We start from the raw sequence: 23,308 nt of genomic DNA on the forward strand, positions 1-23,308 counted from the left end.
AAAAAGCACCTGCCAAGAAAGCCGTTGCTAAAAAAGCCGTCGCCAAAAAAGCACCTGCCAAGAAAGCTGTTGCCAAAAAGGTCGTAGCTAAAAAAGCACCTGCCAAGAAAGCCGTTGCTAAAAAAGCCGTCGCCAAAAAAGCACCTGCCAAGAAAGCTGTTGCCAAAAAGGTCGTAGCTAAAAAAGCACCTGCCAAGAAAGCCGTCGCTAAAAAAGTAGTGGCCAAAAAAGCACCGGTTAAAAAAGCCGTTGCCAAAAAGGCGCCTGCCAAGACGGTAGCGAAAAAGGCACCTGCAAAAAAGCCGGTCGCTAGGAAGGCACCTGCTGCCAAAAAGCCAGTCGTGAAAAAAGCGCCGGCTGCGCCAGTAGCAGAAACCGTGTCCGCCGATGATGCAAAAACCGCAAGCAATACGTCTGCAGCATGGCCATTCCCAACAGGTGGTCGTCCTTAAGACGCGGCATCAGTCCGGTTATAATGATGTTGCCCTCTCGGACAGCACGTTGATATCCGGAACGCAGGGAGTCCCAGTGGCCCCTGCGTCACCGCTTCGATCAAACTCAAATTTTGCGATCGAAGCGGGCCGCAGCTGTATTGATCAAGCCGTCCGGCCTTTGGTTGGGCGGTTTTTTATTTTGTCGGGCCCGTAAATCATGATCTCTTCCATACTCACATTTCTGATCTCGACAGTATTTTCGCTGCTGATTTCCATATTCCTGCTCAGAGCCTGGATGTACTGGGTACGGATCCATCCGTTTACCCCGTACGCGCGTCTGATCAATAACATCACCGATTGGGCTGTCGTCCCCTTGCGCACGATCCTGCCAACGGGAACCAAGATAGATAGCGCCTCTTTACTCATGGCGTTTATTTGCGCCGCAGTGGAACTGCTTCTGATGATGTCGGTTAGCGGTTTGGGATTCGCAGACGGCCTGTTACTGCGCCTGCCGGTTGTTGCTTTGCTGATGACGGTGAAATGGGCGCTGAGCTTGGCCACCTGGCTATGTATTTTTCAGGCGATCCTGTCTTGGATCAACCCCATGCAGCCGGTAATGCCGGTCCTCAATACGCTGCTGGCCCCGCTGCTTGATCCGATCCGCCGCTTTATGCCCCGCACGGGAATGATCGATTTTTCACCGCTGGTGCTGATTCTTATTCTGCAAGTATTGCAAATCGCGCTTGCCAGCCTAATGCCTTTTTAAGACCCAGTCGGCCAACATATGCACTGCCAGCCCGGTTATACTGGGCTGGCATTTTTTTATCAGCGCGTGCTCACGGGCAGTTGCAGGCCATAGGCCGTATCCAGCAGGCTCGAAATCTCATCCCTTGATGGACTGTGGTTCTGCGGCCCCTGGGAGGCAATTTTGATGGCGCCCATGATACTACCCAGTTTGCAGGCGTCTTCAAATGACCAGCCCAGAGTCAGCCCATACAGCAAACCGCCCCGGTGCGCGTCGCCACACCCGGTGGGGTCGTTGACGGCGACCGCCTTGCAAGGCGCGATGGCGCGCTGGCTGCCGTTTTCGTACAGTGTCGCCCCTTCGGCACCGCGTGTCACAATGATCGCCCGCAACCCATCAGCCAGCTCATCGACAGACTTTTCCATGCGCTGCTCAACCACGGATGCCTCGTAGTCGTTGAAGGTCCAGACATCTGCCAGTGCATGCATGTCTTCCAGGTCCTGGCGATCAAACAGGGGCATGGCCTGGCCCAGGTCGAAAATAAACGGAACCTTTGCCGCCTGCATGGCGCGGGCATGCTTGAACATCCCGTCCTTGGCATCTGGCGCAACAATACCCCAGGCCGCAGACTCGCCGCTTACATCATTTTCAGTGGAGCGCGTCATGGCGCCAGGGTGGAACGCCGCGATCTGGTTACCATCTAGATCGGTGGTGATATGGCATTGCGGCGTAAACATATCATCCAGCACACGCACCAGACGGGTATCGATACCCTGGCTGCTCATGCGCGCCAGATAATCACTTGCATCGGGCCCTACCGTTGCCACAGGCACCGGATTGCCGCCCAGCAACCTGAGGTTATAGGCAATGTTGCCCGCGCAACCGCCAAATTCTTTGCGCATCGTGGGTACAAAGAAGGACACGCTCAATGACTTGATATTGCCCGGCAGGATATGATCCTTGAAATGACCTTCGAAGGTCGTGATGGTGTCAAATGCCACCGAACCGCAAATAAGAACTGCATTATTCATTGAAAAACCTTCAGGGATAAAACAAACTCAATTCGAAACCGGCCACATCTGTACGACTGACCTGTACAGGTAAATTAATGGCAATTTCGTCATTTGGCTGGAAAGCGCGCTTTTGCGCTTCGGGCAACAGATACTCTTGCGGTTTGATGATGCGGCGGGCAGAAACGGATTCGGACGCATCCTTCAGGCTCAGCACCAGCGACGGCAACGGCTGGGCGATCGTATCGTTGTTTTTGATGACGGCATGCAGACTGAATGCCCGGGTTTCGGGCGTAGCCGACGGCGTGCTCACCTGACGCAAGGCCGGCTTCATAATGGCCAGATGCCGTACGGAGCGCGTATAGCCGACCTGACAACCAACAAAACTGCACAACTGTACGAGCTTGGGTCGCAAGGTTGGCGCCACACTGACAATCTGGTTGCGAAACACAATGGCGCCCTGGGCGAACAGAACAATCAGGGCAAACAACACGGCTAGAAACCAGATCAGGCCACTGCCGCTGCTGCGCTCGGGATCATCGTACTCAGTGTCGCGCTGAACGCGTCGGCGATACTGGCCTTCCACATGAACCTGGGGCGCTGGCCCCCGTTTATCCTGATAATATGCGCCGCTGCCCGACAGGCTTGGCGCGCCCACCACAAAACGCTCGCCAGCCCCCCGGTCGGTGTCCTGCGCCCGGCCTGTTCGCGGGGCGAGCCCGTCATCCTCAAGGCCCTCATCATCCTCATCATCCTCATCGTCCAGCATCGGCTCAGTCGCCTGACCCGCGTGCGGGCCTGCTGCAGCTTCATGATATCGCCCCGTCGACACGGCGGGACGTCCCGGGCGATCGCCGGCGCGCGCAGGAGTATGGTATACCGACCCTGGCTCATGACGGACAGAGAATGCATCGTCGTGCGCCTTGTCAGCTCGCAATACCGGAAAATCAGGCTCTTCTTGCACTGCGTGATCGAAAGCATTGAAAACGGTGGAGCAAACGCCGCAACGCACCTTGCCGTTACGCACATTCAACTGCGCCGGCGTCACATCAAAGCTGGTACTGCAATCTGGACAACGCGTTTTCATACAAGTCTCTCAGGTCTGCTTGCGAGTGCCGGCCAGGCATACCCATCCCTCATGGCTGCGCCAGACCGACATGTCGATCCATGGCGCATAGGCAGCGGCAACCTCTTGCGCCTGGCGCTCCAGGACACCCGACAGAATAAGCCGGCCCGCCGGCGCCACGCGGCCACACAACATGGGCGCAAGTACTTTCAACGGATTTGACAGAATATTGGCCACCACGATATCAAAGGTTCCGGCCTGCAGCCCATCGGGCAGACATGCTTTAACCTGTACCCTGTTGTTCTGCGCATTGTACTCAGTAGACTGTACCGCCTGCTCATCAATGTCGACGCCGACAACATCACGGGCGCCGAGTTTGGCTGCAATGATGGCAAGAATACCGGAACCACAACCGTAATCGAGCACCGTTTGCTGGCTCTGCAGATTGACCGCGAGCCACTGCGCACATAAATGTGTGGTTGGATGACTGCCGGTGCCAAATGCCAGCCCGGGATCCAATTCGATCAGAATGGGGTGGCCTTGCCCGTCGGCGTTGGGCACCTCGGGATTTTCACGATGCCAGCTGGGCACGATCCAGATCTGATCGGTAATGCTAATGGGCGCAAACTGCGATTGCGTCAGCCTCACCCAATCGGTGTCGGCGACTTCACGCACGACAGCCGAGCCGGCATAGTCTTCGCCGCTTTGCTGCGCCAGCGCTTGCAGCAAAGTTTCGAGCGCGATGTCATCGGGCAAAAGCGCAACAACACGATTGTGATTCCAGGCCTGGACATCGGGCTCGCCGCCGGGTTCTCCGAAAAGCGGCGTTTCGCGCTCGGTGCCCGAGTCGGCGTCCTCGACAGACACCGACAGCACGCCGAGTTCGAGCAATATGTCCGACAGCGCTTCCGCCCGGTCTTCCGAGCATGATAAAACAAGTTCCCGCATGGCCTATCCTCTTGCGTCGTTGCAAAAAAAGGTCCGAAGACCTTTTCTGCTGACACGATTATTTTGCTCGTTGTTCGAGTTTGTGTTCCAGATAATGGATACTGGTTCCACCCTCGACAAAACGTGCATCGGTCATGAGTTCGCGATGCAGTGCAATGTTGGTTTGAATACCTTCCACGACCATTTCAGACAGGGCCAGGTTCATGCGGGCGATGGCCTGATCACGCGTATCGCCGAAAGTAATGAGTTTGGCGATCATGGAGTCATAATTTGGGGGTACCCGATAGCCATTGAACACATGTGAATCGATGCGAACACCTGGTCCGCCGGGCACATGCCAGTTGGTGATCAGGCCGGGCGACGGCATGAAGGTATAGGGATCTTCGGCATTGATACGGCACTCGATGGCATGCCCTTTAAAGGTAATGTCACGCTGGCGCAGCTTGAACGGCTCGCCTGCAGCAATAAAGATCTGCTGCTGGACCAGATCGATGCCGGTGATGCATTCGGTCACAGTGTGCTCAACCTGAATGCGGGTATTCATTTCAATGAAATAGAATTCGTCGTTTTCGTATAAGAATTCGAAGGTGCCCGCACCACGGTAACCCATTTTGCGGCAGGCTTCGGCGCAGCGCTCGCCAATGCGTTCGATCAGCTTGCGCGGAATGCCGGGCGCCGGCGCCTCTTCAATTACTTTCTGGTGGCGACGCTGCATTGAGCAATCGCGCTCACCCAGCCAGACAGCGTCTTTCTTGCCATCGGCAAGGATCTGGATCTCAACGTGCCGTGGATTTTCAAGATACTTCTCCATGTACACTTCGGGATTATTGAATGCTGCCTGTGCTTCTGCCTTGGTCAGATTCACAGCGCTCACCAGGGCGGCTTCGGTGTGAACCACGCGCATGCCGCGTCCGCCACCACCACCGGCTGCCTTGATGATGACCGGATAGCCCACCTTGCGGGCCGTTTCCAGCAGGACGGCCGGGTCGTCGGGCAATGCGCCTTCGGAGCCAGGCACTACCGGTACGCCGGCAGCGATCATGGCCTGCTTGGCACTGACCTTGTCACCCATGATGCGAATGGTTTCGGGACGAGGGCCAATGAACACAAAACCGGAGCGCTCAACGCGTTCGGCGAAATCCGCATTTTCTGCCAGGAAACCATAGCCCGGGTGGATCGCCTCGGCATCGGTGACTTCTGCAGCAGAAATAATGGCCGGCATATGCAGATAACTCTGCTGAGCCGGCGCTGGGCCGATACATACCGACTCATCGGCCAGGCGTACATATTTGGCATCGCGGTCGGCTTCAGAATGCACGACCACCGTTTTGATACCCAATTCGCGGCAGGAGCGCTGGATACGCAGGGCAATTTCACCCCGGTTTGCAATCAGGATTTTTTCAAACATACTCACGCAATCACGAAAAGTGGTTGGCCAAACTCAACGGGTTCGCCATTTTCAACCAGAATTTCCCGGATCACACCGGATTTGTCCGCTTCGATTTCATTGAGCAGTTTCATGGCTTCAATAATGCACAGCGCATCGCCTTCGGCAACCGTGGCGCCCACTTCAACAAATGGGGGCGAACTTGGGTTGGGCGCCCGATAAAAAGTGCCAACCATAGGAGACTTGACAATGTGGCCGGTGGGTGCTGCCGGTGCAGCAGGCGCGGCGGCGGGAGCCGCGGCAGCTGCAGGAGCCGGCTGTGGCTGGGCCGGGGCTACCGGTTGCAGCGTCTGGGAGAACTTGACAATGCGGACCTTGCCTTCACCTTCGGTGATTTCAAGTTCTGCGATGCCTGATTCGGCAACCAGATCTATTAACGTTTTCAGTTTTCTGAGATCCATATTAATTCCATGCTTCGAGTTGATTGTCAGACAGACGCCGTTTTCCGGGCCTGTTTTAAATGATGTTTTATCGCGTATTGCAAGGCGGCCATATAACCATCGGCACCAAGCCCGCAGATGACCCCAACCGCCTTGTCTGCCAGATAGGAGTGATGCCGGAAGGATTCGCGCTGATGTACATTGGAAATATGTACCTCTATGAATGGAATGGCTACGGCGCCAAGGGCATCGCGCAAGGCGACACTGGTGTGCGTATACGCTGCAGCATTGATGACGATGAACGCGGTATTGTTACGCGCAGACTGGATTTTTTCGACCAGCTCGCCTTCATGGTTGCTCTGGAAACATTCGCATTGCACGCCGGCTTCGCTTGCAGCAAGCATTAATGCGTCATGAATGTCCTGCAGTGTCTGCCGACCGTAGACATCCGGTTCGCGCGTACCCAGCAGATTCAGATTAGGACCATTGAGAACCAGTACCTTTTGCGTCATTGAGCGCCAGTCTATAAGCAAATAAACTCGTATTTAACGGCAATTTCACGCTTTTGTCTATTAAAATCTACCAATCCGCAGGTCTGGCGCCGACTCACGCATGCCTACGCGCGAACGCAGCCAGGCCTTCCATCTCTATTTCACCCAGGATCGTGGCCAGTGGATTGCCCTTACTATCGAGCACCAGTGTAAATGGCAGCCCTCCCTTGGGGTTGCCCAACTTGCGCATAAGACTGATTTTACCTGCCCCTGCCGTCAGTAAAGGGTAAGATACCGGCGTTTTACGTGCAAATGCTTCAATATTGGCGACAGTATCAAGCCCGATGCCCACGACATTGACCGACTGCTGTTTTTTATGCAGCGCGTCCAGCGCAGGCATTTCCCTGACACAGGGGGCGCACCATGAGGCCCAGAAATTGATAATGGTCAGTTGGCCGTCGATGGCATCCCGCAACGATACCGTCGTACCACCCAGATTGGGCAGCGACAGGCCCAGCAGTTCGTTGAGCGCAGCCTCGTCCACGGCCGACACGTCTTCATTCAGTTTCGCCTTGGCCCAGGCCGGTCGGGTCATTAACAAAAAGGGAAGGGCCACGCCTGCCCCAACTAACTGTCTACGATTCATTCTGTATTACCCATCATGTTTTAAACGTTGTATGAAAATAACAGCGTGCTCGGGCAGGAGCGGGGCCAGTGGCAGGTTCCGCTACCGGAAACAACGCATCCTGTAACAGCAACTGTATGACATACGTATTGCTAATTCTACCTACTGAGCGGTGCAATGGCCGCGATGTGGCTGATTCCGCTTAAAATACCGCTCAGGAGAAATTTATGCATTTACATATCTTGGGCATTTGTGGCACGTTTATGGGCGGTCTGGCCCTGATTGCGCGCGCGGCCGGGCACCAGGTCACGGGCTGCGATACTGGCGTGTACCCTCCCATGAGTACACAATTGCAGGAACAGGGTATCGAGCTGATCGAAGGGTTCGATGCCGCCCAGACAGGCATCAGGCCCGATCTTTTTGTGATCGGCAACGTTGTCACGCGTGGCAACCCCCTGATGGAAGCGATTCTTGACCAGGGGCTGCCGTATGTGTCCGGGCCCCAATGGCTGGGAGATCATGTCCTGCAGCACCAGCACGTGCTTGCCGTGGCAGGCACGCATGGCAAAACCACGACCAGCTCCATGCTGGCCTGGATCCTGCAGGATGCCGGCCTGCAACCCAACTTTCTGATTGGGGGCATTGCTACCAATTTGGGTATTTCAGCCCGTTACGACCAGGCGCAACGCTATTTTGTCATTGAGGCCGACGAATACGATACGGCTTTTTTCGACAAGCGTTCAAAATTTGTGCACTATCATGCCCGCACGGCGATCCTGAACAATCTTGAGTACGATCACGCCGACATCTTCCCTGATCTTGCCGCCATCGAAACGCAATTTCATCATTTGGTCAGGACCGTACCGCAAAGCGGTTGCATTATCTATCCGCCACAGGACCAGGCGCTCGCGCGGGTGATGCAGCGTGGCTGCTGGTCACAAGAGGATCAGTTCGGCCCCGGCGGGCGCTGGACCTTCGAAACGGACCAGGCCGACATGAGCAGGTTTACCGTCCTGTATGACGGCAAACCCCAAGGACAGGTCAGCTGGTCGCGCACGGGCGTGCACAATGCCAATAATGCGCTGTCTGCCATTGCTGCGGCCAGCCATGTGAATGTGCCGGTGGCCGCCGCCATTGCAGCGCTGTCGCGGTTTTCCGGCATCCGCCGCCGCATGGAGCTGCGCGGGACCGTCAATGGGATCCAGGTTTTTGACGATTTTGCCCATCACCCCACCGCCATTGAGACCACCCTGGACGGCTTGCGCAAGCAGGTTGGACCGCGCCGCATTCTTGCCATACTCGAACCCCGCTCCAACACCATGAAACTGGGCACGATGGCCGCAAGATTGCCACAGGCCCTGGCTCTGGCCGACCGTATCTACTGTTTCGGCGCCAAAACCGGTAAACATGCGCTTGGCTGGGACCCGGCCGAAGTATTCGGCAACAGCACCGTACCCGCCCAGGGCTTCAACGACCTGGATCTGCTGGTTCAAGAGGTCAGCAAGCAGGCTCAGCCCGATGACGTGATTCTGGTCATGAGCAACGGCGGTTTTGGCGGCATCCACGAAAAACTGCTGCAAGCCCTGCAGCAGACAGCGACGCAAACGGTCTCATGATTCTCTATCTGCACGGGTTTCGTTCGTCTTCTCTTTCTGCCAAATCGCAGCAATTGCAGCAAGCGATGGCTGCCGCTGGTCGCACCCATGAACTGGCCGCGCCCGATCTGCCGGATGATCCTCATGCCGCCATTGCATTGGCCATGGCACATGCAAAGCAGCTGTGCCCGTCCGGGAATATGCAAAATCTGACAGTGATCGGTTCTTCGCTTGGCGGCTACTATGCCACCTGGCTAAAGGAGGAATTGAACTGCAAGGCAGTCCTGATCAATCCGGCAATATACGCAGTACGTGACCTGTCCACCCAGCTAGGCCACACCACAAAATTTCATAGTGATGGGTCTTTTTCATTTACGGCGGCGTCCGTTCAGGCGCTGGCCAGCCTGTATCGGCCCGTTCTGACCGACATGCAACACTATTATCTGCTGGCCTGTACCGGAGACGAAGTGCTGGACTGGCAGGAAATGACCCAACGCTACGATGGCGCACGCCTCACACTGATACAGGGAGGGGATCACGCATTTTCCATGTTTGAACGCTATCTCCCTGCCATTCTCGATTTCACCGCCTCTAAGTAGGAACTCATATTCATGTACGTGGTTTTTGAAGACGACGGCAGCTTCAAGGCTGAAAAAATTCATTCCGAAGCCGATTCGACGCTACAGGTCGAGTCGGTCAGCGGTAAACGCAGCAAAATCAAGCGCAACGCAGTCATCTTTACCTTCGATGGTATTGAGCCACAAGCCATGCTCGAACAGGCACGGGCGATGGGCGAAGAGCTCGATCTGCAATTTCTGTGGGAATGCGCTCCGCAAGATGAATTTTCGGCCCAGGATCTGGCTCGCGATTATGTCGGACACGAACCGTCCATTACCGAAAAAACGGCGATTTTGCTGCGCCTGCATAGCGCGCCAGCCTACTTTCACCGCAAGGGCAAAGGTCATTACAAGGCAGCGCCTGCCGATATTTTGCAGGCGGCACTGGCTGCCCTGGAAAAGAAACAGCGTCAGGCCGAACAGCAGCAGGCCTGGACCGATGCCATGCTGGCCGGCACGCTGCCCGACGACTTGCGCGAAGCCGCCCGCACATTCCTGATTCGCCCGGACAAAAACACGCTGCAGTGGAAAGCCTTCGAGAAGGCGCTGACCGAAAGTGGCAAGACCGCTGAAACCCTGTTGCTGGAGCTGGGCGTATATCCGCATGCGCTAGCCGTGCATATGGAAAGATTTCTCAAACAGCACTTTCCCAAGGGAACGGCAGTGCCCGAGCTGGACATCCCGCCAATACCAGAGTTGCCGTCCGGCGACGTTGTGGCCTACTCCATTGATGACATCAGCACGACCGAGATTGACGATGCGCTGTCGGCGACACATATTGAAGGCGATCTGTACCGGATTGGCGTGCATATTGCTGCTCCGGCGCTGGTGGTCACGCGTGATTCGGACCTGGACAAACTGGCCCGCAGTCGCATGTCTACGCTATACATGCCGGGGGATAAGATTCCCATGCAAAGCGACACGCTGATCAGCATGTTCTCGCTGGATGCCGGCAAGCGGGTGCCTGCCCTGTCCCTGTACGTCACAGCCAATATCGCTACAGGTGAAATACAGGAAACTGTCACGCGCGCTGAAACCATCACGATTTGTGAAAACCTGCGTATCGACGATTTGGTGACGCAGGTTACCCGCGAAGCGCTCGAAGACCAGGCGGCTAGCCTGCCCTACGCCGAGTTATTCCGGCCACTATGGAAGCTGGGACAGCACCTGAAGGCTGCGCGCGAACAGATGCGCGGCAAACCGGAAAACAACAACCGCACGGAATACACGTTCCGCCTGCACGGGCCTGCCGATGATCCCAATTCGGTCATCGAGCTTATTCCGCGACAGCGCAATGCGCCGCTCGATCAAATCGTTGCCGAGTACATGATACTTGCCAACACGCAGTGGGGTGGATATCTCAACGAGCACGGCCTGCCCGGCGTGTATCGATCCCAACAGATGGGGCGCGCGCGCATGTCTACCCATCCATTGCCGCATGAATCTATCGGCGTTCCCCAGTATGCCTGGGCCACGTCGCCACTGCGCCGCTATGTCGATCTGGTGAACCAGCGCCAAATTCTTGCCGCCGCCGAACACGGCGTATCGGCACGCCTGGTGGCACCGTTCAAACCCAAAGACGCCGATCTGTACGCCATCATCGGCGCCTTCGACTCCCAGTACATGCTCTGGCACGAATTCCAGAACCGGCTGGAGCGCTATTGGTGTCTGCGCTGGCTGACCCAGCAGTCACGTACCAGGCTTCATGGCACCTTCATCCGCGACAATCTGGTTCGTCTCGAAGAAATCCCGCTTGTTATCGAAGTGAACGGGGTACCAGAGCTTGAACGCAATGATCGTATTGTCATTAATGTACGCGGCACCGATGAGCTGTCACTGCATATTGACGCCGAATATGCCGGGCTCGTGCAACCGGACGCAGAGGCAACTGCATCATGAACACACCACGCACATTCGCCGTTCTTGGCAACCCGATCAAACACAGCCTGTCGCCACGCCTGCACGCCCTGTTTGCCCTGCAGACCGGCCTGCAGATCGAGTACAGCAAGCAATGCGTAGAACCGGCGCATTTTAGCGATCACGTGAAGCAGTTCTTTGTCTCCGGCGGCTGTGGTCTGAACATTACGTTGCCTTTCAAGGAACAAGCCTACGCACTGGCCGAACCTCGTATCTCCGATCGCGCCAGGGCGGCCGGTTCGGCCAACACCCTGTGGCAGGAAAATGGCAACATACACGCCTGCAATACCGATGGCGTCGGGCTGGTCAATGACATGCTGCGCCAGCACATCACGCTGCGTGACAGTCGTATTCTATTGATCGGAGCCGGCGGGGCAACGCGCGGCGTCATGCCTGCGTTGTTGCAGGCCGGATGCGCACATCTGCACATTGTGAACCGTACTGAAGAAAAAGCCCATGCGTTGGCCGCACAGGCTACGGCGCTATCGGGCCCGCACGCACAGGTAACGGCCTCGGCATTTTCCTTGCTGCAGGGCACTTGGGACATTATCATAAATGCCACCGCCAGCAGCCTGTCGGGCCAGACATTGCCCCTGCCTGACAGCCTGTTTCGCGCCGACGCCGTGGCCTACGATATGCTCTATACCGCAGACGGCGACACGCCGTTTCTGCAGCAGGCGCGCAACGCCAGCGCCTGCTATACATCAGACGGCCTGGGCATGCTGGTCTACCAGGGCGCCGAGAGTTTTCGCATCTGGAACCAGATTGAGCCCGATGCTGCGTCGGCTCTCACTGCGCTGCGCATGGAACTGACGGGGTCGGTCTGATGCTCGAGGCAGTCGGACGCATCGCCAGCCAGATTGTTATCGGTATCGCCGAGCGCGTGCGCGCACAGTCGATAGCTCGCTCAATGGTCGATCTTGTTGCCCTGCTGATTGCGGTCATTCTGCTGTATCAGATCTATCTGTTCGCCTGGGTACTCTGGTACAGCGTCTTCAATCCCGGCGGCAGTGCCTATATGCGCGAACAGGCCAGCCGTCTGGCGGCCCTGGATCGGCCAGTGAGCATTCAATATGAATGGACACCCTATGAGGCAATCAGTCCTGCCCTGAAAAAGGCGGTCATTGCCGCCGAGGACGCCCGCTTTACCGAACACTCCGGCGTTGAATGGGAGGCAATCCGCAAGGCCTGGCGCTATAACGAACGGCAGGAGCAAGCCGGCCGCAATCGCCGCCGCGGTGGCTCCACGCTCACGCAGCAACTTGCAAAGAACCTGTTTTTATCGGCCGATCGCACCTATATTCGCAAGGGCCAGGAACTGGTCATTACCTATATGATAGAAGCGATCATGTCCAAGCGGCGAATTCTGGAACTGTATTTGAATGTTGTGGAATACGGCAACGGCATCTTCGGCGCCCAGGCTGCTGCCCGCCACTATTTCAACGTGGATGCAGCGCGTCTGTCGACTTTTCAGGCCGCGCGCCTGGCAGCCATTCTGCCCAATCCAAGGGTCTATGGAAAGAACCTGCAATCGCGCTATGTGCAATCGCGCGGCCGGACAATTTCTGCCCGCATGCGCAGCGCAATCCTGCCTGAATAAAGCGGAACCGCGGCAGGCCGTCGACCGTCATCACCTAAACGCAATGACAGCATCCCCGGTTACCAACCAGTTACTTTATCGCACGGCAATCAACGCTAAAATACAGGAGAACGACATTGGGGATACGACCGATGCCCCAGACATGAGTGCTGGATCAACAGCATTTGCAAGGTCTGCAATAGGGCCTGCAAATTTATCGGCGAGAAGCTGTTATGCTGGAATCGACCTGCAAACAACAGTAAAATCAACGATTCTGAGGCCAGCCGCAACACTTTCCTGCGTCTGACTGGACACTAATAAGACACATGCGCACAGCAAGAAAATATATAGGGACAGAAATCTACCGCTCCACCGTGGCTGTACTGGTGGCGCTCGTGGGCCTGTTCACCTTTTTTGCCCTAATAGACGAACTGGACAGCATCAGCGATCAGTTTCCGCTGTTCTCGCTGTTGTATTTGCAGGTATTGCAATTGCCAACGCGTCTGTATGATCTGTTGCCCATCGGGCTGCTGATCGGGTCGGTGCTGGCGCTGGCCAGCCTGGCGCAGCGCAACGAACTGGTGATACTACGCGTTTCGGGTGTCAGCAGCATTTCGTTGCTGCTCATGCTCTGGACCATTACCATTCCGCTGATGCTAGGCGCATTCGTACTGTCGGAATTTGTTACGCCTCGTGCCGAACTCATGACCAGCGAAGCCAGCCTGAAGTACCTGGGCAAAGCCAGCGGCGGACAGATGAATTCGGGCCACTGGTTTCGCGAACCCGATGACCACGGCAATATCCGCACCATCAACATTGCACAACTTCGCGACCAGGGCAGCGTACAGGACATTCGCATCATCACGTACAACGCAGACGAGAGCCGGTTTATTTCTCTTGATCATGCAAAAACCGGACACTTCAGCCAGAACACCCTCACCCTGACCGATGTAGTACACATCACCAGCCTGATCGATGCCAAATCCGCCCTGGCCGACCCCAACAAGCCGGTCGCCGATGTTGCCAGGCGCACGGTGTTGCCAACGCTGGAACTGACAACGACGCTTACCCCCAATCGCCTGCTGGCCGGCCAGATGCAACCGGACCGCATGTCGACGATTTCGCTGCTTGATTACATTTCATACCTGGAAGAGAACAAGTTGCAGACAAACCGTCAGGTTGTGGCGTTGTGGCGCAAACTGAGCTATCCGTTCACGTTGCTGGTCATGATTACCATTGCCGCACCTATCGGATTCATGCAAACACGCAAGGGCGGTGTGGGCGGCAAGGTGTTTCTGGGCATTTTATTGGGCGTTGCATTCTATATGATCAACCAGCTTGCATTGAATGTGGGCATGTTGAAGAATCTGCCCCCCTGGTTTACCGCGCTTACGCCCAATACGATCGCGATGCTGATCGCCATGCTTGCGCTCTACCTCATGGAAGCCCGGCGGACCCCGCGCATGCAACGTGCACCACTGTCGGGGAAGGCTGCGACGTAATGAATATTTGGGCTATAGGAGATTTACAGGGTTGTTGTGGTGCGCTGGACGAACTGCTTGACCATCCATTGATTCAGGAAGATCCCGACTGCCGGCTCTGGTTTGCCGGCGACCTGATCAACCGCGGGCCGCAGTCGTTGCGTACGTTAAAGCGCATTATCAAGCTGGGCGATCGCGCCGTCAGCATTCTGGGCAACCATGATCTGCATATGCTTGCCGTCCATGCCGGCATACGCAATGAGAACAAATCAGACACATTCGACGCGATTCTCAAGGACAAGCATGTCAACGATTTGATTGACTGGCTGCGACATCGCCCGCTGGCCCATTACGAGGCAGGGCATTTGATGGTTCATGCCGGCGTCATGGCCAAATGGGATCTGGACAAGACCCTGGCGCTGGCCGAAGAGGCGCATCAGGCGCTGATCAGCGACAAATGGAAAAAGAACCTGCAAAAAATGTACGGAAATGAGCCCGTCCAGTGGAAGGACAAGCTATCGGGCGCAAAACGGCTGCGGGTGATTATCAACGCCTTTACCCGTATGCGACTGTGCACAATGCAGGGCGAAATGGATTTTGCATCCAAGGACGCGCCCGATGGCCATCCGGGGCTGGTGCCCTGGTTTGACGTGCCTGACCGAAAAACGGCCGATATCCCTATCATCTTCGGACATTGGTCAACACTGGGCCTGCTGATTCGCAAGAATCTGCTGGCCCTGGACACCGGCTGCGTGTGGGGCGGAAAACTGACCGCGCTGCGCCTGAGCGATCGCAAGCTCATCCAGATAGACTGCAAACAGCACGGCAAGCAATAAAGCATGCAAGCGGCAAATGCAGCGGTTCTGCCGGGACCGGCAGGGGCCTGACCCAACCCTGCCAGAGCCGACAGTAACCGTTCAGTCCTGAACCACCCTGGCCCGAATGGCGTCACGCACTTTTGCCGCCAACTCGGCGCGCCCCAGCTCCGATGGCTGACCATTTTGCGTGACCGCAGGCAGGCAATAAACTTCAACGCAGACGTGGCTTGCACTGAGCAGAACCCAGATATTGCCAATTAGAGTCTGGTCGCCGATAAAAGCCATTTTCCCGCTGCGCTGACCTTCATACCAAAACACCAATGCGACCGGTTGAATCGCCACATGGGCACGCATGGCGGGCTCGAACAGACTTGTGCTAAATGGCTTGACGTCCAGGCCATCGGAGGTCGTGCCCTCGGGAAACAAGCCAACGCAGATATTGCGCTCGAACAGCCTCTTCATATTGTCACTGACACGACCGATGGCCTGACGCTGCCCTCGTTCGATAAACACCGTGCCCACCCTGGCCACCAGCCAGCCGATCACCGGCCATCTGCGGATTTCCTGTTTGGCGATAAACGACGTCGCCCGCCAGCTGTTCAGAATAAAAATATCAATCCACGACACATGATTGGCAACCCACAAGACCGGGCCGCTCTTGATCGGTGTGCCATGACGCACCACTTTGACGCCACAAACCAGCATCAGGCAGCATGACCAGGCTTTGGTCACGGCATCTTGCACCGGCCGATTCATGAATGGCAAAGCGATAGCGGCCGTCAGCAGTCCCGAAAGTAACAGAAGAATCAGAAAGATCGCCCTGACAACAAACCGTAAATACGCGATCACACAGACTCCCACACGCTGCGACCACTGACCAGCGTCATGATAATTTTGCCAGGCAGTTCGTAACCGACAAAGGGCGTGTGCGCACTTTGGCTAAGCAACGTATCGCGCCCGACTGTCCAGGCAGCGTCGGCATCCGCAATGGCGATATCGGCCGGCGCGCCCACAGACAACGTACCGCAGCCCGGCAACGACGGTGCGCCCGCCTTCAGAATGGCGGCCGGCCCGGTGGTAATGAGTCCCAGCGCCTGTACCAGCGGCAGCTTTTCCTCCTGCGCCCATTTGACCACCAGCGAGAACAGCAACTCCACACCCGTGGCGCCTGCCTCGGCCTCGGCAAAGGGCATCAGCTTGCCATCGTCGTCCACCGGCGTATGATCCGAGCAGACGGCATCAATCGTTCCATCGGCAAGCCCGGCGCGAATCGCGTCGCGATCACGCTGGCCGCGCAAGGGCGGATCCAGCCGGTAATTGCTGTCGAAAAACCCGATATCCAGGTCTGTCAGGTGCAAATGATTGAGCGACACATCGCAGGTAACCGGCAGGCCCTGCGCCTTGGCCTGGCGCACCAGTGCAATCCCGGCCGCGCTCGACAGGCGGCATATATGCAGGCGCGTACCCGTAACTTTTTGCAATTCGAACAGGGTATGCAGCGCAATCGTTTCTGCCTGCTCAGGCACGCCGACCAGCCCCAGACGCGAGGCAAAGGGTCCGCTGGCCGCTACTCCCTTGGACAGGGATGCGTCCAGCGGCGTGAGCCACAAGGTATAGCCATAGGTTTTCGCATACTGCATGCTGCGCAGCAGGACTCCAGTATCGATCAGCGGCAGTGAAGCCTGGGAAAAGGCAATGCAACCGGCTTCGGTCAGCTCGGCCATTTCGGTAATGATTTTGCCTTCAAGGCGATTGGTCATTGCGCCCAAGGGATACAGATTAGCCTGATGCAACTGGCGGGCGCGGTGTTTAAGCATTTCGACCAGGCCAGGCTCATCCAGTGCAGGTTCGGTATCGGGCGGCAACACCAGACTGGTCACCCCGCCGGCGAGCGCGGCCTGCATTTCCGACTCCAGCGTTGCCCGGTGTTCAAAGCCGGGTTCGCGCAGACGGACAGCAAGGTCAATCAGACCCGGAATCACCAGTTTACCGGTGGCATCGATGGTGCGTGCCGATTCAAATCCGTCCGGTTCCCGGCCCGTGCCGACTATGCGTCCGGCTGCGATATAAAGATTACCGGCCTGGTCCGTACCGGAAGCCGGGTCAAGCAGCCGGCCACCTTTAATTACTATTTTCACTGAGAAGCTCCAGCTACGATGCTCATGACTGCCATTCTGACAGCAATCCCGAACGTTACCTGATTAAGAATAACCGCCTGTGGTCCGTCCGCGACGGCAGAATCAATTTCAACCCCGCGATTCATGGGCCCCGGGTGCATGACAATGGCATCCGGTTTGGCATAGGCTAATTTTTCGTGGGTCAGCCCGTAATGCTTGAAATACTCCTGCGAAGACGGCAGCAACGCGCCCTTCATGCGCTCATTCTGCAAGCGCAGCACCATGATCACATCCACGTCCCGCAGGCCTTCGCGCATATCGGTAAATACCTTGACGCCCATTTGTTCAAGCCCGCCCGGCAGCAGTGTGAGCGGACCGATGGCGCGCACTTCGGCCGCGCCCAGCGTGGTGAGTGCGTGAATATCGGACCGCGCGACCCGGGAATGCAGAATATCGCCCACAATGGCGACCGTCAGCCCGGAAAAATCTTTCTTGAAATGGCGGATGGTGTACATATCCAGCAAGCCCTGCGTAGGATGCGCGTGGCGACCATCTCCGGCGTTAATGACGTGAATGTGCGGCTGCACGTGGCGCGCGATCAGATACGGTGCGCCGCTGGCTTCATGCCGCACGACAAAGATATCGGCCTGCATGGCCGTCAGATTGCTGATGGTATCGAGCAGCGACTCGCCTTTGGCGGTAGACGATACGTTGATATTCAGGTTATAGACATCGGCCGAGAGCCGCTTGGCAGCTATTTCAAATGTGGTACGGGTGCGGGTAGAATTTTCAAAAAACAGATTGAAGACGCTTTTGCCGCGCAGCAGCGGCACCTTTTTGATATCGCGTTCAGCCATGGGCACGAATGTCTGGGCCGTGTCCAGGATATGGGTCAGAATATCGCGCGGCAGCCCCTCGGTGGACAGCAGATGGGTCAGCTCGCCATGCCGGTTCAATTGCGGGTTAAACATGGCGGGGTTCCTCTTCCAGGGCCAGGGTAAAACGGGAGTCCTCATCAGCAGCCAGAACATAATTGCTGCCGCGTGGTAAAGGCAGCACGCCGCCGCAGATATCGGGCGCAATGGGCAGCTCGCGGCCCCCCCGGTCGATCAACACGCCAAGGCGAACCGAAGCCGGCCGGCCATAATCGTACAGCTCATTGAGCGCTGCCCGGATCGTGCGGCCGGTAAAGAGAATATCGTCGATCAGAAAAATGTGCGCGCCTTCGACCTCGAACGGCACGTGACTTGGCTGAGTTTGCGAATGCAGCCCAATGCGGCTGAAGTCGTCGCGATGCAGACTGGTATTGAGCGTGCCCGGCTGATTGGGCAGATTCAGATCGCCGCAGAGTCGCCGTGCCAGCCAGGCGCCCCCTGAATAAATACCTACTAGATATGTGTTGGCCGGGTCAGTGCCCCTTAGCTTTTCGCTCAGGGCGTTTTTCAGATGCGCGTAAAGTTCTTCGGCGCTGGGCAGGCTGCCTGTCATGGTTTTTCGATCCTGTTAGCAAAGGTGCCGTTATCAAAGATGCCGTTATTTTAAGCTATCCAGATAGCGTTGAAGAATAACTGCGGCCGCCACGGCATCATCTTCTTCGTTGTTGCCAAGAAGCGCCTGCGCTTCCATGCTGGAACCGCGTTCGTCTACCAGCTCGACCTGCAGGCCAAAACGGCCGTGCAACTGGTTGGCAAAGCGCCGGGCAAATTTTGAAGCAGGCTGTTCGTCGCCCGCGCTGGTTAGCGGCAGGCCGACCACCACCCTTTCGGGTTGCCATTCATACAGCAGCGCAGCAATACGGGCAAAGCGACCATCGCGCGTCACCTCGCGGATAATGCACAACGGGCGCGCCTGTCGCGTCAACGTATTACCCAGGGCCACGCCGGTTTTTTTCATGCCGGCATCAAACGCCAGCAGGGTTTCTTCAGGCATGTCCGGCATCACCGGACAAGGCTGCGGGTTCGATGCCAAGCAGCGCCAGTGCTGCCGTATAACGGTCAGCCGGTCGTTTGTTGAAAATGATATTGCGGTCTGCGCTGACATTGAGCCAGGTATTGGCGGCAATTTCCTGCTCCAGCTGACCCGCAGACCAGCCGGCATAACCCAGCGTAATAAAAATTTGCTGCGGACCTTCGCCCCGCGCCAGGTCTTCCAGCACGTCGCGCGAGGTTGTTAGCGCCATCTCGCCCAGCACGACACTGGAACGATAATGACCGGCCGGATGATGCAGGACGAAACCGCGATCAGTCTGGACAGGCCCGCCATAGAAAACGGTCTGCGCAGCCAGATCGGCATTGACTTCCAGTTCGAGCCGCTCCAGCAATTGCTCCACCGACAGGTCAGTAGGCCGGTTCAGCAACAGGCCCAGCGCACCGTCTTCGGAATGTTCACAAACATATACCACGCCACCTTCGAAAATATCGGATGTTTGAGAAGGCATGGCCATGAGGAACTGGTTCGCCATACTGACAAATTCAGATTCTTTTTTGTCTTCGTGTTCGGTCATGGTCCTTCCTTTTTGAGGATGCGCGTCAGATTTCCATCATTTCAAAGTCTTCCTTGCGCGCACCGCATTCAGGACAGACCCAGTTGGGGGGGACGTCTTCCCATTTGGTACCCGGCGCAATTCCTTCTTCAGGAACGCCGGTTTCCTCATCATAAACCCAACCACAAATTAAACACATCCAGGTACGCATAATACGGTTATTTCCTAACATTCAAATGTAACTTCACGAATCGGATGGAACCGGCCCATCGGGCTTGTTCCCGAAAACATGCTCGCGCACGCTTTAGTACCCATTTTAATTTAAAATGATACCTTTGGTCCGTTTTCCCAAAAACCGCGCCGTGCTTTTTTGTGCACCGGCAATTTTCACCGCTTTTGTTTTTCACTTAGTACGCCTCGTGTCCCCTGATCATGCCCCTGCAGTGCTGTTTTTCAACCATCTGGATCCAACCGGGCGCTCCGGGCTCGCTGGCGATGTCCTGACCGCCACGCAATTCGGTTGCCAGGCGGTCACCGCGCTGACCGCCATTATGGTGCAGGACACCGGCGTCATCGAGGAAATCCATCCCATTGCGGACGAAATCCTGGACAATCAGGCACGCTGCCTGCTCGAGGACATCCCGGTTCATGCCATCCGGGCCAGCGGCCTTTACAGCCCCGACCACGTCAGTGTGATTGCGCAAATCGCCGCCGACTATGACAGCGTCCCGCTGGTTCTGTATCTTGGGCCGCAATACGCGTCGGTCATCGAAGACAGCTCCGATGACGAGATCGAGGCCTTGCTGCAGGCAACTTGGGAAACCCTTATTCCACAGGCCAGTTGCGTTGTCGTCGACTGCAGCTACCTGAACTTATGGGCCCCGGAAGATGACCATGACGACGTGAACCCGATCCCGGTGGTGCTCGAAGCCATTCTGGCAGCAGGGGCAAAATCCTGCCTGGCGCTGTTTTGTCCTTCACCAGACGACGCCCATCAGCATGTCTTGCTCGAAGGCGGCGATCGCAGCCTTGCTTTTGGCTTTTTCCCGCTGGCCGGACAATCTGAAGCCGGCGATATGATCAGCGCTGCCCTGGCCTGCGAACTGACGCGAGGCCAGGCGATGACCCAAGCCTGCGAGCAGGCCATTACCTACGCCCACAAGGCGCTGGCCAACGGGCGCAAGCTGGGCATGAGCAAGCTGGTTGCGCAAAGGCTGCAGAAACCCTGATCCTCTGCCTGATACAGGCTTGCGGACAACCGCCAGCGCTTTCTCGCTATACTTCTATAGATATCTGCATCTCCCTTCAGGCATACCGCGCAATGACAGCAAAAACGTTTCCCTCCGGTCTATACGGCATTACGCCCGAATGGCATGACGCCGGACGCCTGCAACAGGCCGTTGCACTGGCCTGCGAAGGCGGCATGCGGGTGCTGCAGTGGCGACAGAAAACCATGCCGCCCGAACAGTCGCGCGATATCGCTGCGTCGCTGCGGGCGATCTGTCGTGCGGCAGGCGTGTTGTTTATCGTCAATGATGACTGGCAGCTGGCACTGGAGCTGGATGCAGATGGCGTTCACTTAGGTAAAAACGATGCAGCCATCGCAACCGTTCGCGCACAGTTGCAACAACGGAACCAGGCGCCCTTGCTGATCGGCGTCTCCTGCTATGACAGCCTGGAGCTGGCCGGCACCGCCATGCAGGACCAGGCAGATTACATTGCCTTTGGTGCCCTTTTTCCTTCCATGGTCAAGCCCGACGCGGTCCATGCGCCCCTGTCGCTGTTTCAGGCAGTCAGAAAACCGCCGGGTGCGCAGCGCAAGCCGGCAATGGTCGGGATTGGCGGAATCAACAGGCAAAATGCCCATCTGGCGGTAGAAGCCGGTGCCGACAGTATCGCCGTCATCACCGGATTATTCGGTGAACCGGACATTCGCAGCGCCGCCGCCTACTATGCGTCGCTGTTTGACAAGCGCCCCTCGCCGTCGTCATGATTGACGTTTTCCTGCCCGGTCATGTCACCGCCCATGCCGCGCGCAACAAGCCCTGACACAACCGGCCACCTTTTCACTCATTTTTCAGATAAAGATTTCATTATGTCCCAGAACGAAGTTCTCTTTAAACGCGCCCTTCAATCCATTCCAGGTGGCGTCAACTCGCCGGTACGGGCGTTCCGCTCGGTAGGTGGCACGCCGCGCTTCATCAGCAAGGCAAAAGACGCTTATATATGGGATGCCGATGGCAAACAGTATATTGATTATCTGGGCTCGTGGGGCCCGGCCATTGTTGGCCATGCACATCCGGAAGTTGTTCAGGCGGTGCAGCGGGCCGCAGAATCAGGCCTGTCTTTCGGCGCGCCGACCGAGGCCGAGTCATTGCTGGCCGAAGCCATTATTTCGCGCATTCCTTCCATTGAAAAGGTCCGTCTGGTCAGCTCTGGTACCGAAGCGACCATGAGCGCCATTCGCCTGGCCCGCGGCGCCACCGGCCGCAATAAGATTATCAAATTTGAAGGCTGCTACCATGGTCATGCCGACAGCCTGCTGGTCAAGGCTGGCTCCGGACTGTTGACCTTTGGCAACCCGACATCTGCCGGCGTCCCTGCCGAATTTGTCGCGCATACGCTGGTGCTGGACTATAACGACCTGGACGCAGTCAAGGCTGCATTTGTCGAATTCGGCGCCGACATTGCCTGCATTATTGTGGAACCGATAGCCGGCAATATGAACCTGATCAAGCCGGCGGAAGGATTCCTGGCCGGCCTGCGCGCATTGTGCACGGAATATGGCGCACTGCTGATTTTCGACGAAGTCATGACCGGATTTCGTGCTGGCCCTCAGGGAGTACAAGGCCTGTCTGGCGTCACGCCCGATCTGACGACACTGGCCAAAGTCATTGGCGGGGGCATGCCGGTGGGCGCCTTCGGCGGTCGCACCGATATCATGGACCAGATTGCACCACTGGGACCTGTCTATCAGGCGGGCACCCTGTCGGGCAACCCAGTATCCGTCGCCGCCGGCCTTATTACACTTGAAATACTGTCGCGCCCCGGTTTCTATGAGCACTTGCAGACACAATCGGCCAAACTGGTTGCCGGCTTGCAGGAAAAGGCCAAGGCTGCAGGCGTAGCGTTCTGCGCCGACTCAGTGGGCGGCATGTTCGGGCTGTATTTCCGTGAAACCGTTCCCACCACTTTCGCGCAGGTATCCGACGTCAACCATGACGCCTTCAAGGTCTTTTTCCACGGCATGCTGGACAATGGCGTTCATCTGGCGCCATCGGCCTTTGAAGCCGGTTTTGTCTCGGCCATGCATAGTGACGAGATTTTGGAAAAAACGCTGGACGCAGCCGCCCGCGCATTTTCACTGCTATAACAACAACCGGCACCAGATCGCATGTGCGCCCTGCGCCATCGATCCGGTGCCGCATCCCCGTCGCCGCCGCTTCCAAGCCTTGCGTCGGAAAAACGCCATTGCGGACCCTCGGAGATTTTTTTTCAGATATCCCGGTTTTCTCAATGTGAAATAAAAAAGACGCTACACTCAGGGTTATCCATA

General features: G+C 56.8%; 26 protein-coding genes. 12 read left to right on the top strand and 14 right to left on the bottom strand.

The annotated features are described in order from the left end of the window. Positions 1 to 452: histone H1-like DNA-binding protein (locus INT32_RS20115; protein WP_193090478.1), on the top strand; the 452-nt coding region annotated here is incomplete at its 5' end. A gap of 199 nt (positions 453 to 651) precedes the next feature. Continuing rightward, positions 652 to 1,200: a YggT family protein gene (locus INT32_RS20120; RefSeq protein ID WP_193090479.1), complete on the top strand. Its 549-nt coding sequence runs from the start codon at positions 652 to 654 to the stop codon at positions 1,198 to 1,200. 59 nt (positions 1,201 to 1,259) lie between these two features. Here INT32_RS20120 and INT32_RS20125 read toward each other — a convergent pair whose 3' ends face one another. The 7 genes from INT32_RS20125 to INT32_RS20155 form a co-directional block, all read right to left on the bottom strand. Further along, positions 1,260 to 2,210: a carbohydrate kinase family protein gene (locus INT32_RS20125; RefSeq protein WP_193090480.1), complete on the bottom strand. Its 951-nt coding sequence runs from the start codon at positions 2,208 to 2,210 to the stop codon at positions 1,260 to 1,262. Between the two features lie 10 nt (positions 2,211 to 2,220). After that, on the bottom strand, positions 2,221 to 3,276 hold the full coding sequence (locus tag INT32_RS20130; RefSeq protein WP_193090481.1) for a DUF3426 domain-containing protein: 1,056 nt from the start codon (positions 3,274 to 3,276) through the stop codon (positions 2,221 to 2,223). A gap of 9 nt (positions 3,277 to 3,285) precedes the next feature. Next, on the bottom strand, positions 3,286 to 4,203 hold the full coding sequence (gene prmA, locus INT32_RS20135) for a 50S ribosomal protein L11 methyltransferase (protein ID WP_193090482.1): 918 nt from the start codon (positions 4,201 to 4,203) through the stop codon (positions 3,286 to 3,288). A gap of 58 nt (positions 4,204 to 4,261) precedes the next feature. Beyond that, positions 4,262 to 5,611 carry an acetyl-CoA carboxylase biotin carboxylase subunit gene (gene accC / locus INT32_RS20140; RefSeq protein ID WP_193090483.1) on the bottom strand — a complete coding sequence of 450 codons (1,350 nt, stop codon included), beginning with the start codon at positions 5,609 to 5,611 and terminating at the stop codon, positions 4,262 to 4,264. 2 nt (positions 5,612 to 5,613) lie between these two features. Beyond that, positions 5,614 to 6,051: an acetyl-CoA carboxylase biotin carboxyl carrier protein gene (accB, locus tag INT32_RS20145; RefSeq protein WP_193090484.1), complete on the bottom strand. Its 438-nt coding sequence runs from the start codon at positions 6,049 to 6,051 to the stop codon at positions 5,614 to 5,616. A gap of 26 nt (positions 6,052 to 6,077) precedes the next feature. Then, a complete protein-coding gene (gene aroQ, locus INT32_RS20150) occupies positions 6,078 to 6,542 on the bottom strand; it encodes a type II 3-dehydroquinate dehydratase (protein ID WP_128395822.1) in 465 nt (154 codons plus the stop codon). A 94-nt stretch (positions 6,543 to 6,636) separates the two neighbouring features. Continuing rightward, positions 6,637 to 7,167, bottom strand: coding sequence for a TlpA disulfide reductase family protein (locus tag INT32_RS20155; protein ID WP_193090485.1), 531 nt, complete (start codon positions 7,165 to 7,167; stop codon positions 6,637 to 6,639). A gap of 206 nt (positions 7,168 to 7,373) precedes the next feature. On the opposite strand from INT32_RS20155, the gene mpl reads away from it, so the two are divergent. From mpl to INT32_RS20190, 7 genes are all read left to right on the top strand, one after another. Continuing rightward, positions 7,374 to 8,762 carry a UDP-N-acetylmuramate:L-alanyl-gamma-D-glutamyl-meso-diaminopimelate ligase gene (gene mpl, locus INT32_RS20160; RefSeq protein ID WP_193090486.1) on the top strand — a complete coding sequence of 463 codons (1,389 nt, stop codon included), beginning with the start codon at positions 7,374 to 7,376 and terminating at the stop codon, positions 8,760 to 8,762. After that, a complete protein-coding gene (locus INT32_RS20165; RefSeq protein WP_193090487.1) occupies positions 8,759 to 9,340 on the top strand; it encodes a YqiA/YcfP family alpha/beta fold hydrolase in 582 nt (193 codons plus the stop codon). Before mpl ends, INT32_RS20165 begins: the two co-directional genes overlap by 4 nt. A gap of 12 nt (positions 9,341 to 9,352) precedes the next feature. Further along, on the top strand, positions 9,353 to 11,257 hold the full coding sequence (locus tag INT32_RS20170) for a ribonuclease catalytic domain-containing protein (RefSeq protein ID WP_193090488.1): 1,905 nt from the start codon (positions 9,353 to 9,355) through the stop codon (positions 11,255 to 11,257). Beyond that, entirely contained in the window at positions 11,254 to 12,102 is an 849-nt protein-coding gene (gene aroE / locus INT32_RS20175) for a shikimate dehydrogenase (RefSeq protein ID WP_193090489.1), read from the top strand. The genes INT32_RS20170 and aroE overlap by 4 nt, the downstream gene beginning before the upstream one ends. 83 nt (positions 12,103 to 12,185) lie before the next feature. Continuing rightward, complete coding sequence (mtgA, locus tag INT32_RS20180) at positions 12,186 to 12,875, top strand: monofunctional biosynthetic peptidoglycan transglycosylase (protein ID WP_193090512.1); 690 nt, start codon at positions 12,186 to 12,188, stop codon at positions 12,873 to 12,875. A gap of 305 nt (positions 12,876 to 13,180) precedes the next feature. After that, positions 13,181 to 14,356, top strand: coding sequence for an LPS export ABC transporter permease LptG (gene lptG, locus INT32_RS20185; protein ID WP_193090490.1), 1,176 nt, complete (start codon positions 13,181 to 13,183; stop codon positions 14,354 to 14,356). Continuing rightward, positions 14,356 to 15,171: a symmetrical bis(5'-nucleosyl)-tetraphosphatase gene (locus tag INT32_RS20190; RefSeq protein WP_193090491.1), complete on the top strand. Its 816-nt coding sequence runs from the start codon at positions 14,356 to 14,358 to the stop codon at positions 15,169 to 15,171. The genes lptG and INT32_RS20190 overlap by 1 nt, the downstream gene beginning before the upstream one ends. Positions 15,172 to 15,252: 81 nt before the next feature. On the opposite strand, the gene INT32_RS20195 is transcribed toward INT32_RS20190, so the two are convergent. From INT32_RS20195 to INT32_RS20225, 7 genes are read right to left on the bottom strand one after another with little or no spacing between them, the layout of a single operon-like run. Continuing rightward, on the bottom strand, positions 15,253 to 16,002 hold the full coding sequence (locus tag INT32_RS20195) for a lysophospholipid acyltransferase family protein (protein WP_370540263.1): 750 nt from the start codon (positions 16,000 to 16,002) through the stop codon (positions 15,253 to 15,255). After that, on the bottom strand, positions 15,999 to 17,291 hold the full coding sequence (locus INT32_RS20200; RefSeq protein WP_193090492.1) for a dihydroorotase: 1,293 nt from the start codon (positions 17,289 to 17,291) through the stop codon (positions 15,999 to 16,001). The genes INT32_RS20195 and INT32_RS20200 overlap by 4 nt, the downstream gene beginning before the upstream one ends. Further along, complete coding sequence (locus INT32_RS20205; protein ID WP_193090493.1) at positions 17,288 to 18,241, bottom strand: aspartate carbamoyltransferase catalytic subunit; 954 nt, start codon at positions 18,239 to 18,241, stop codon at positions 17,288 to 17,290. Before INT32_RS20205 ends, INT32_RS20200 begins: the two co-directional genes overlap by 4 nt. Beyond that, a complete protein-coding gene (pyrR, locus tag INT32_RS20210) occupies positions 18,234 to 18,758 on the bottom strand; it encodes a bifunctional pyr operon transcriptional regulator/uracil phosphoribosyltransferase PyrR (RefSeq protein WP_193090494.1) in 525 nt (174 codons plus the stop codon). Before pyrR ends, INT32_RS20205 begins: the two co-directional genes overlap by 8 nt. A gap of 45 nt (positions 18,759 to 18,803) precedes the next feature. After that, complete coding sequence (gene ruvX / locus INT32_RS20215; RefSeq protein ID WP_193090495.1) at positions 18,804 to 19,199, bottom strand: Holliday junction resolvase RuvX; 396 nt, start codon at positions 19,197 to 19,199, stop codon at positions 18,804 to 18,806. Continuing rightward, positions 19,192 to 19,773 carry a YqgE/AlgH family protein gene (locus INT32_RS20220; RefSeq protein ID WP_193090496.1) on the bottom strand — a complete coding sequence of 194 codons (582 nt, stop codon included), beginning with the start codon at positions 19,771 to 19,773 and terminating at the stop codon, positions 19,192 to 19,194. The genes ruvX and INT32_RS20220 overlap by 8 nt, the downstream gene beginning before the upstream one ends. Positions 19,774 to 19,798: 25 nt before the next feature. Continuing rightward, entirely contained in the window at positions 19,799 to 19,963 is a 165-nt protein-coding gene (locus INT32_RS20225) for a rubredoxin (protein WP_014749785.1), read from the bottom strand. A 208-nt stretch (positions 19,964 to 20,171) separates the two neighbouring features. Here INT32_RS20225 and INT32_RS20230 point away from each other — a divergent pair, with 208 nt between their 5' ends. The 3 genes from INT32_RS20230 (at position 20,172) to hemL (ending at position 23,125) form a co-directional block, all read left to right on the top strand. Next, on the top strand, positions 20,172 to 20,981 hold the full coding sequence (locus tag INT32_RS20230) for a bifunctional hydroxymethylpyrimidine kinase/phosphomethylpyrimidine kinase (RefSeq protein ID WP_193090497.1): 810 nt from the start codon (positions 20,172 to 20,174) through the stop codon (positions 20,979 to 20,981). Between the two features lie 92 nt (positions 20,982 to 21,073). Continuing rightward, complete coding sequence (gene thiE / locus INT32_RS20235) at positions 21,074 to 21,745, top strand: thiamine phosphate synthase (protein ID WP_193090498.1); 672 nt, start codon at positions 21,074 to 21,076, stop codon at positions 21,743 to 21,745. Between the two features lie 102 nt (positions 21,746 to 21,847). Then, positions 21,848 to 23,125 (top strand): glutamate-1-semialdehyde 2,1-aminomutase, encoded by a 1,278-nt coding sequence (gene hemL / locus INT32_RS20240; RefSeq protein ID WP_193090499.1) that lies wholly within the window; start codon positions 21,848 to 21,850, stop codon positions 23,123 to 23,125. Positions 23,126 to 23,308 lie beyond the last annotated feature (183 nt).

Origin of the sequence: Advenella sp. FME57 (genome assembly GCF_014897675.1) — a bacterium.
Lineage (GTDB): Bacteria > Pseudomonadota > Gammaproteobacteria > Burkholderiales > Burkholderiaceae_B > Advenella.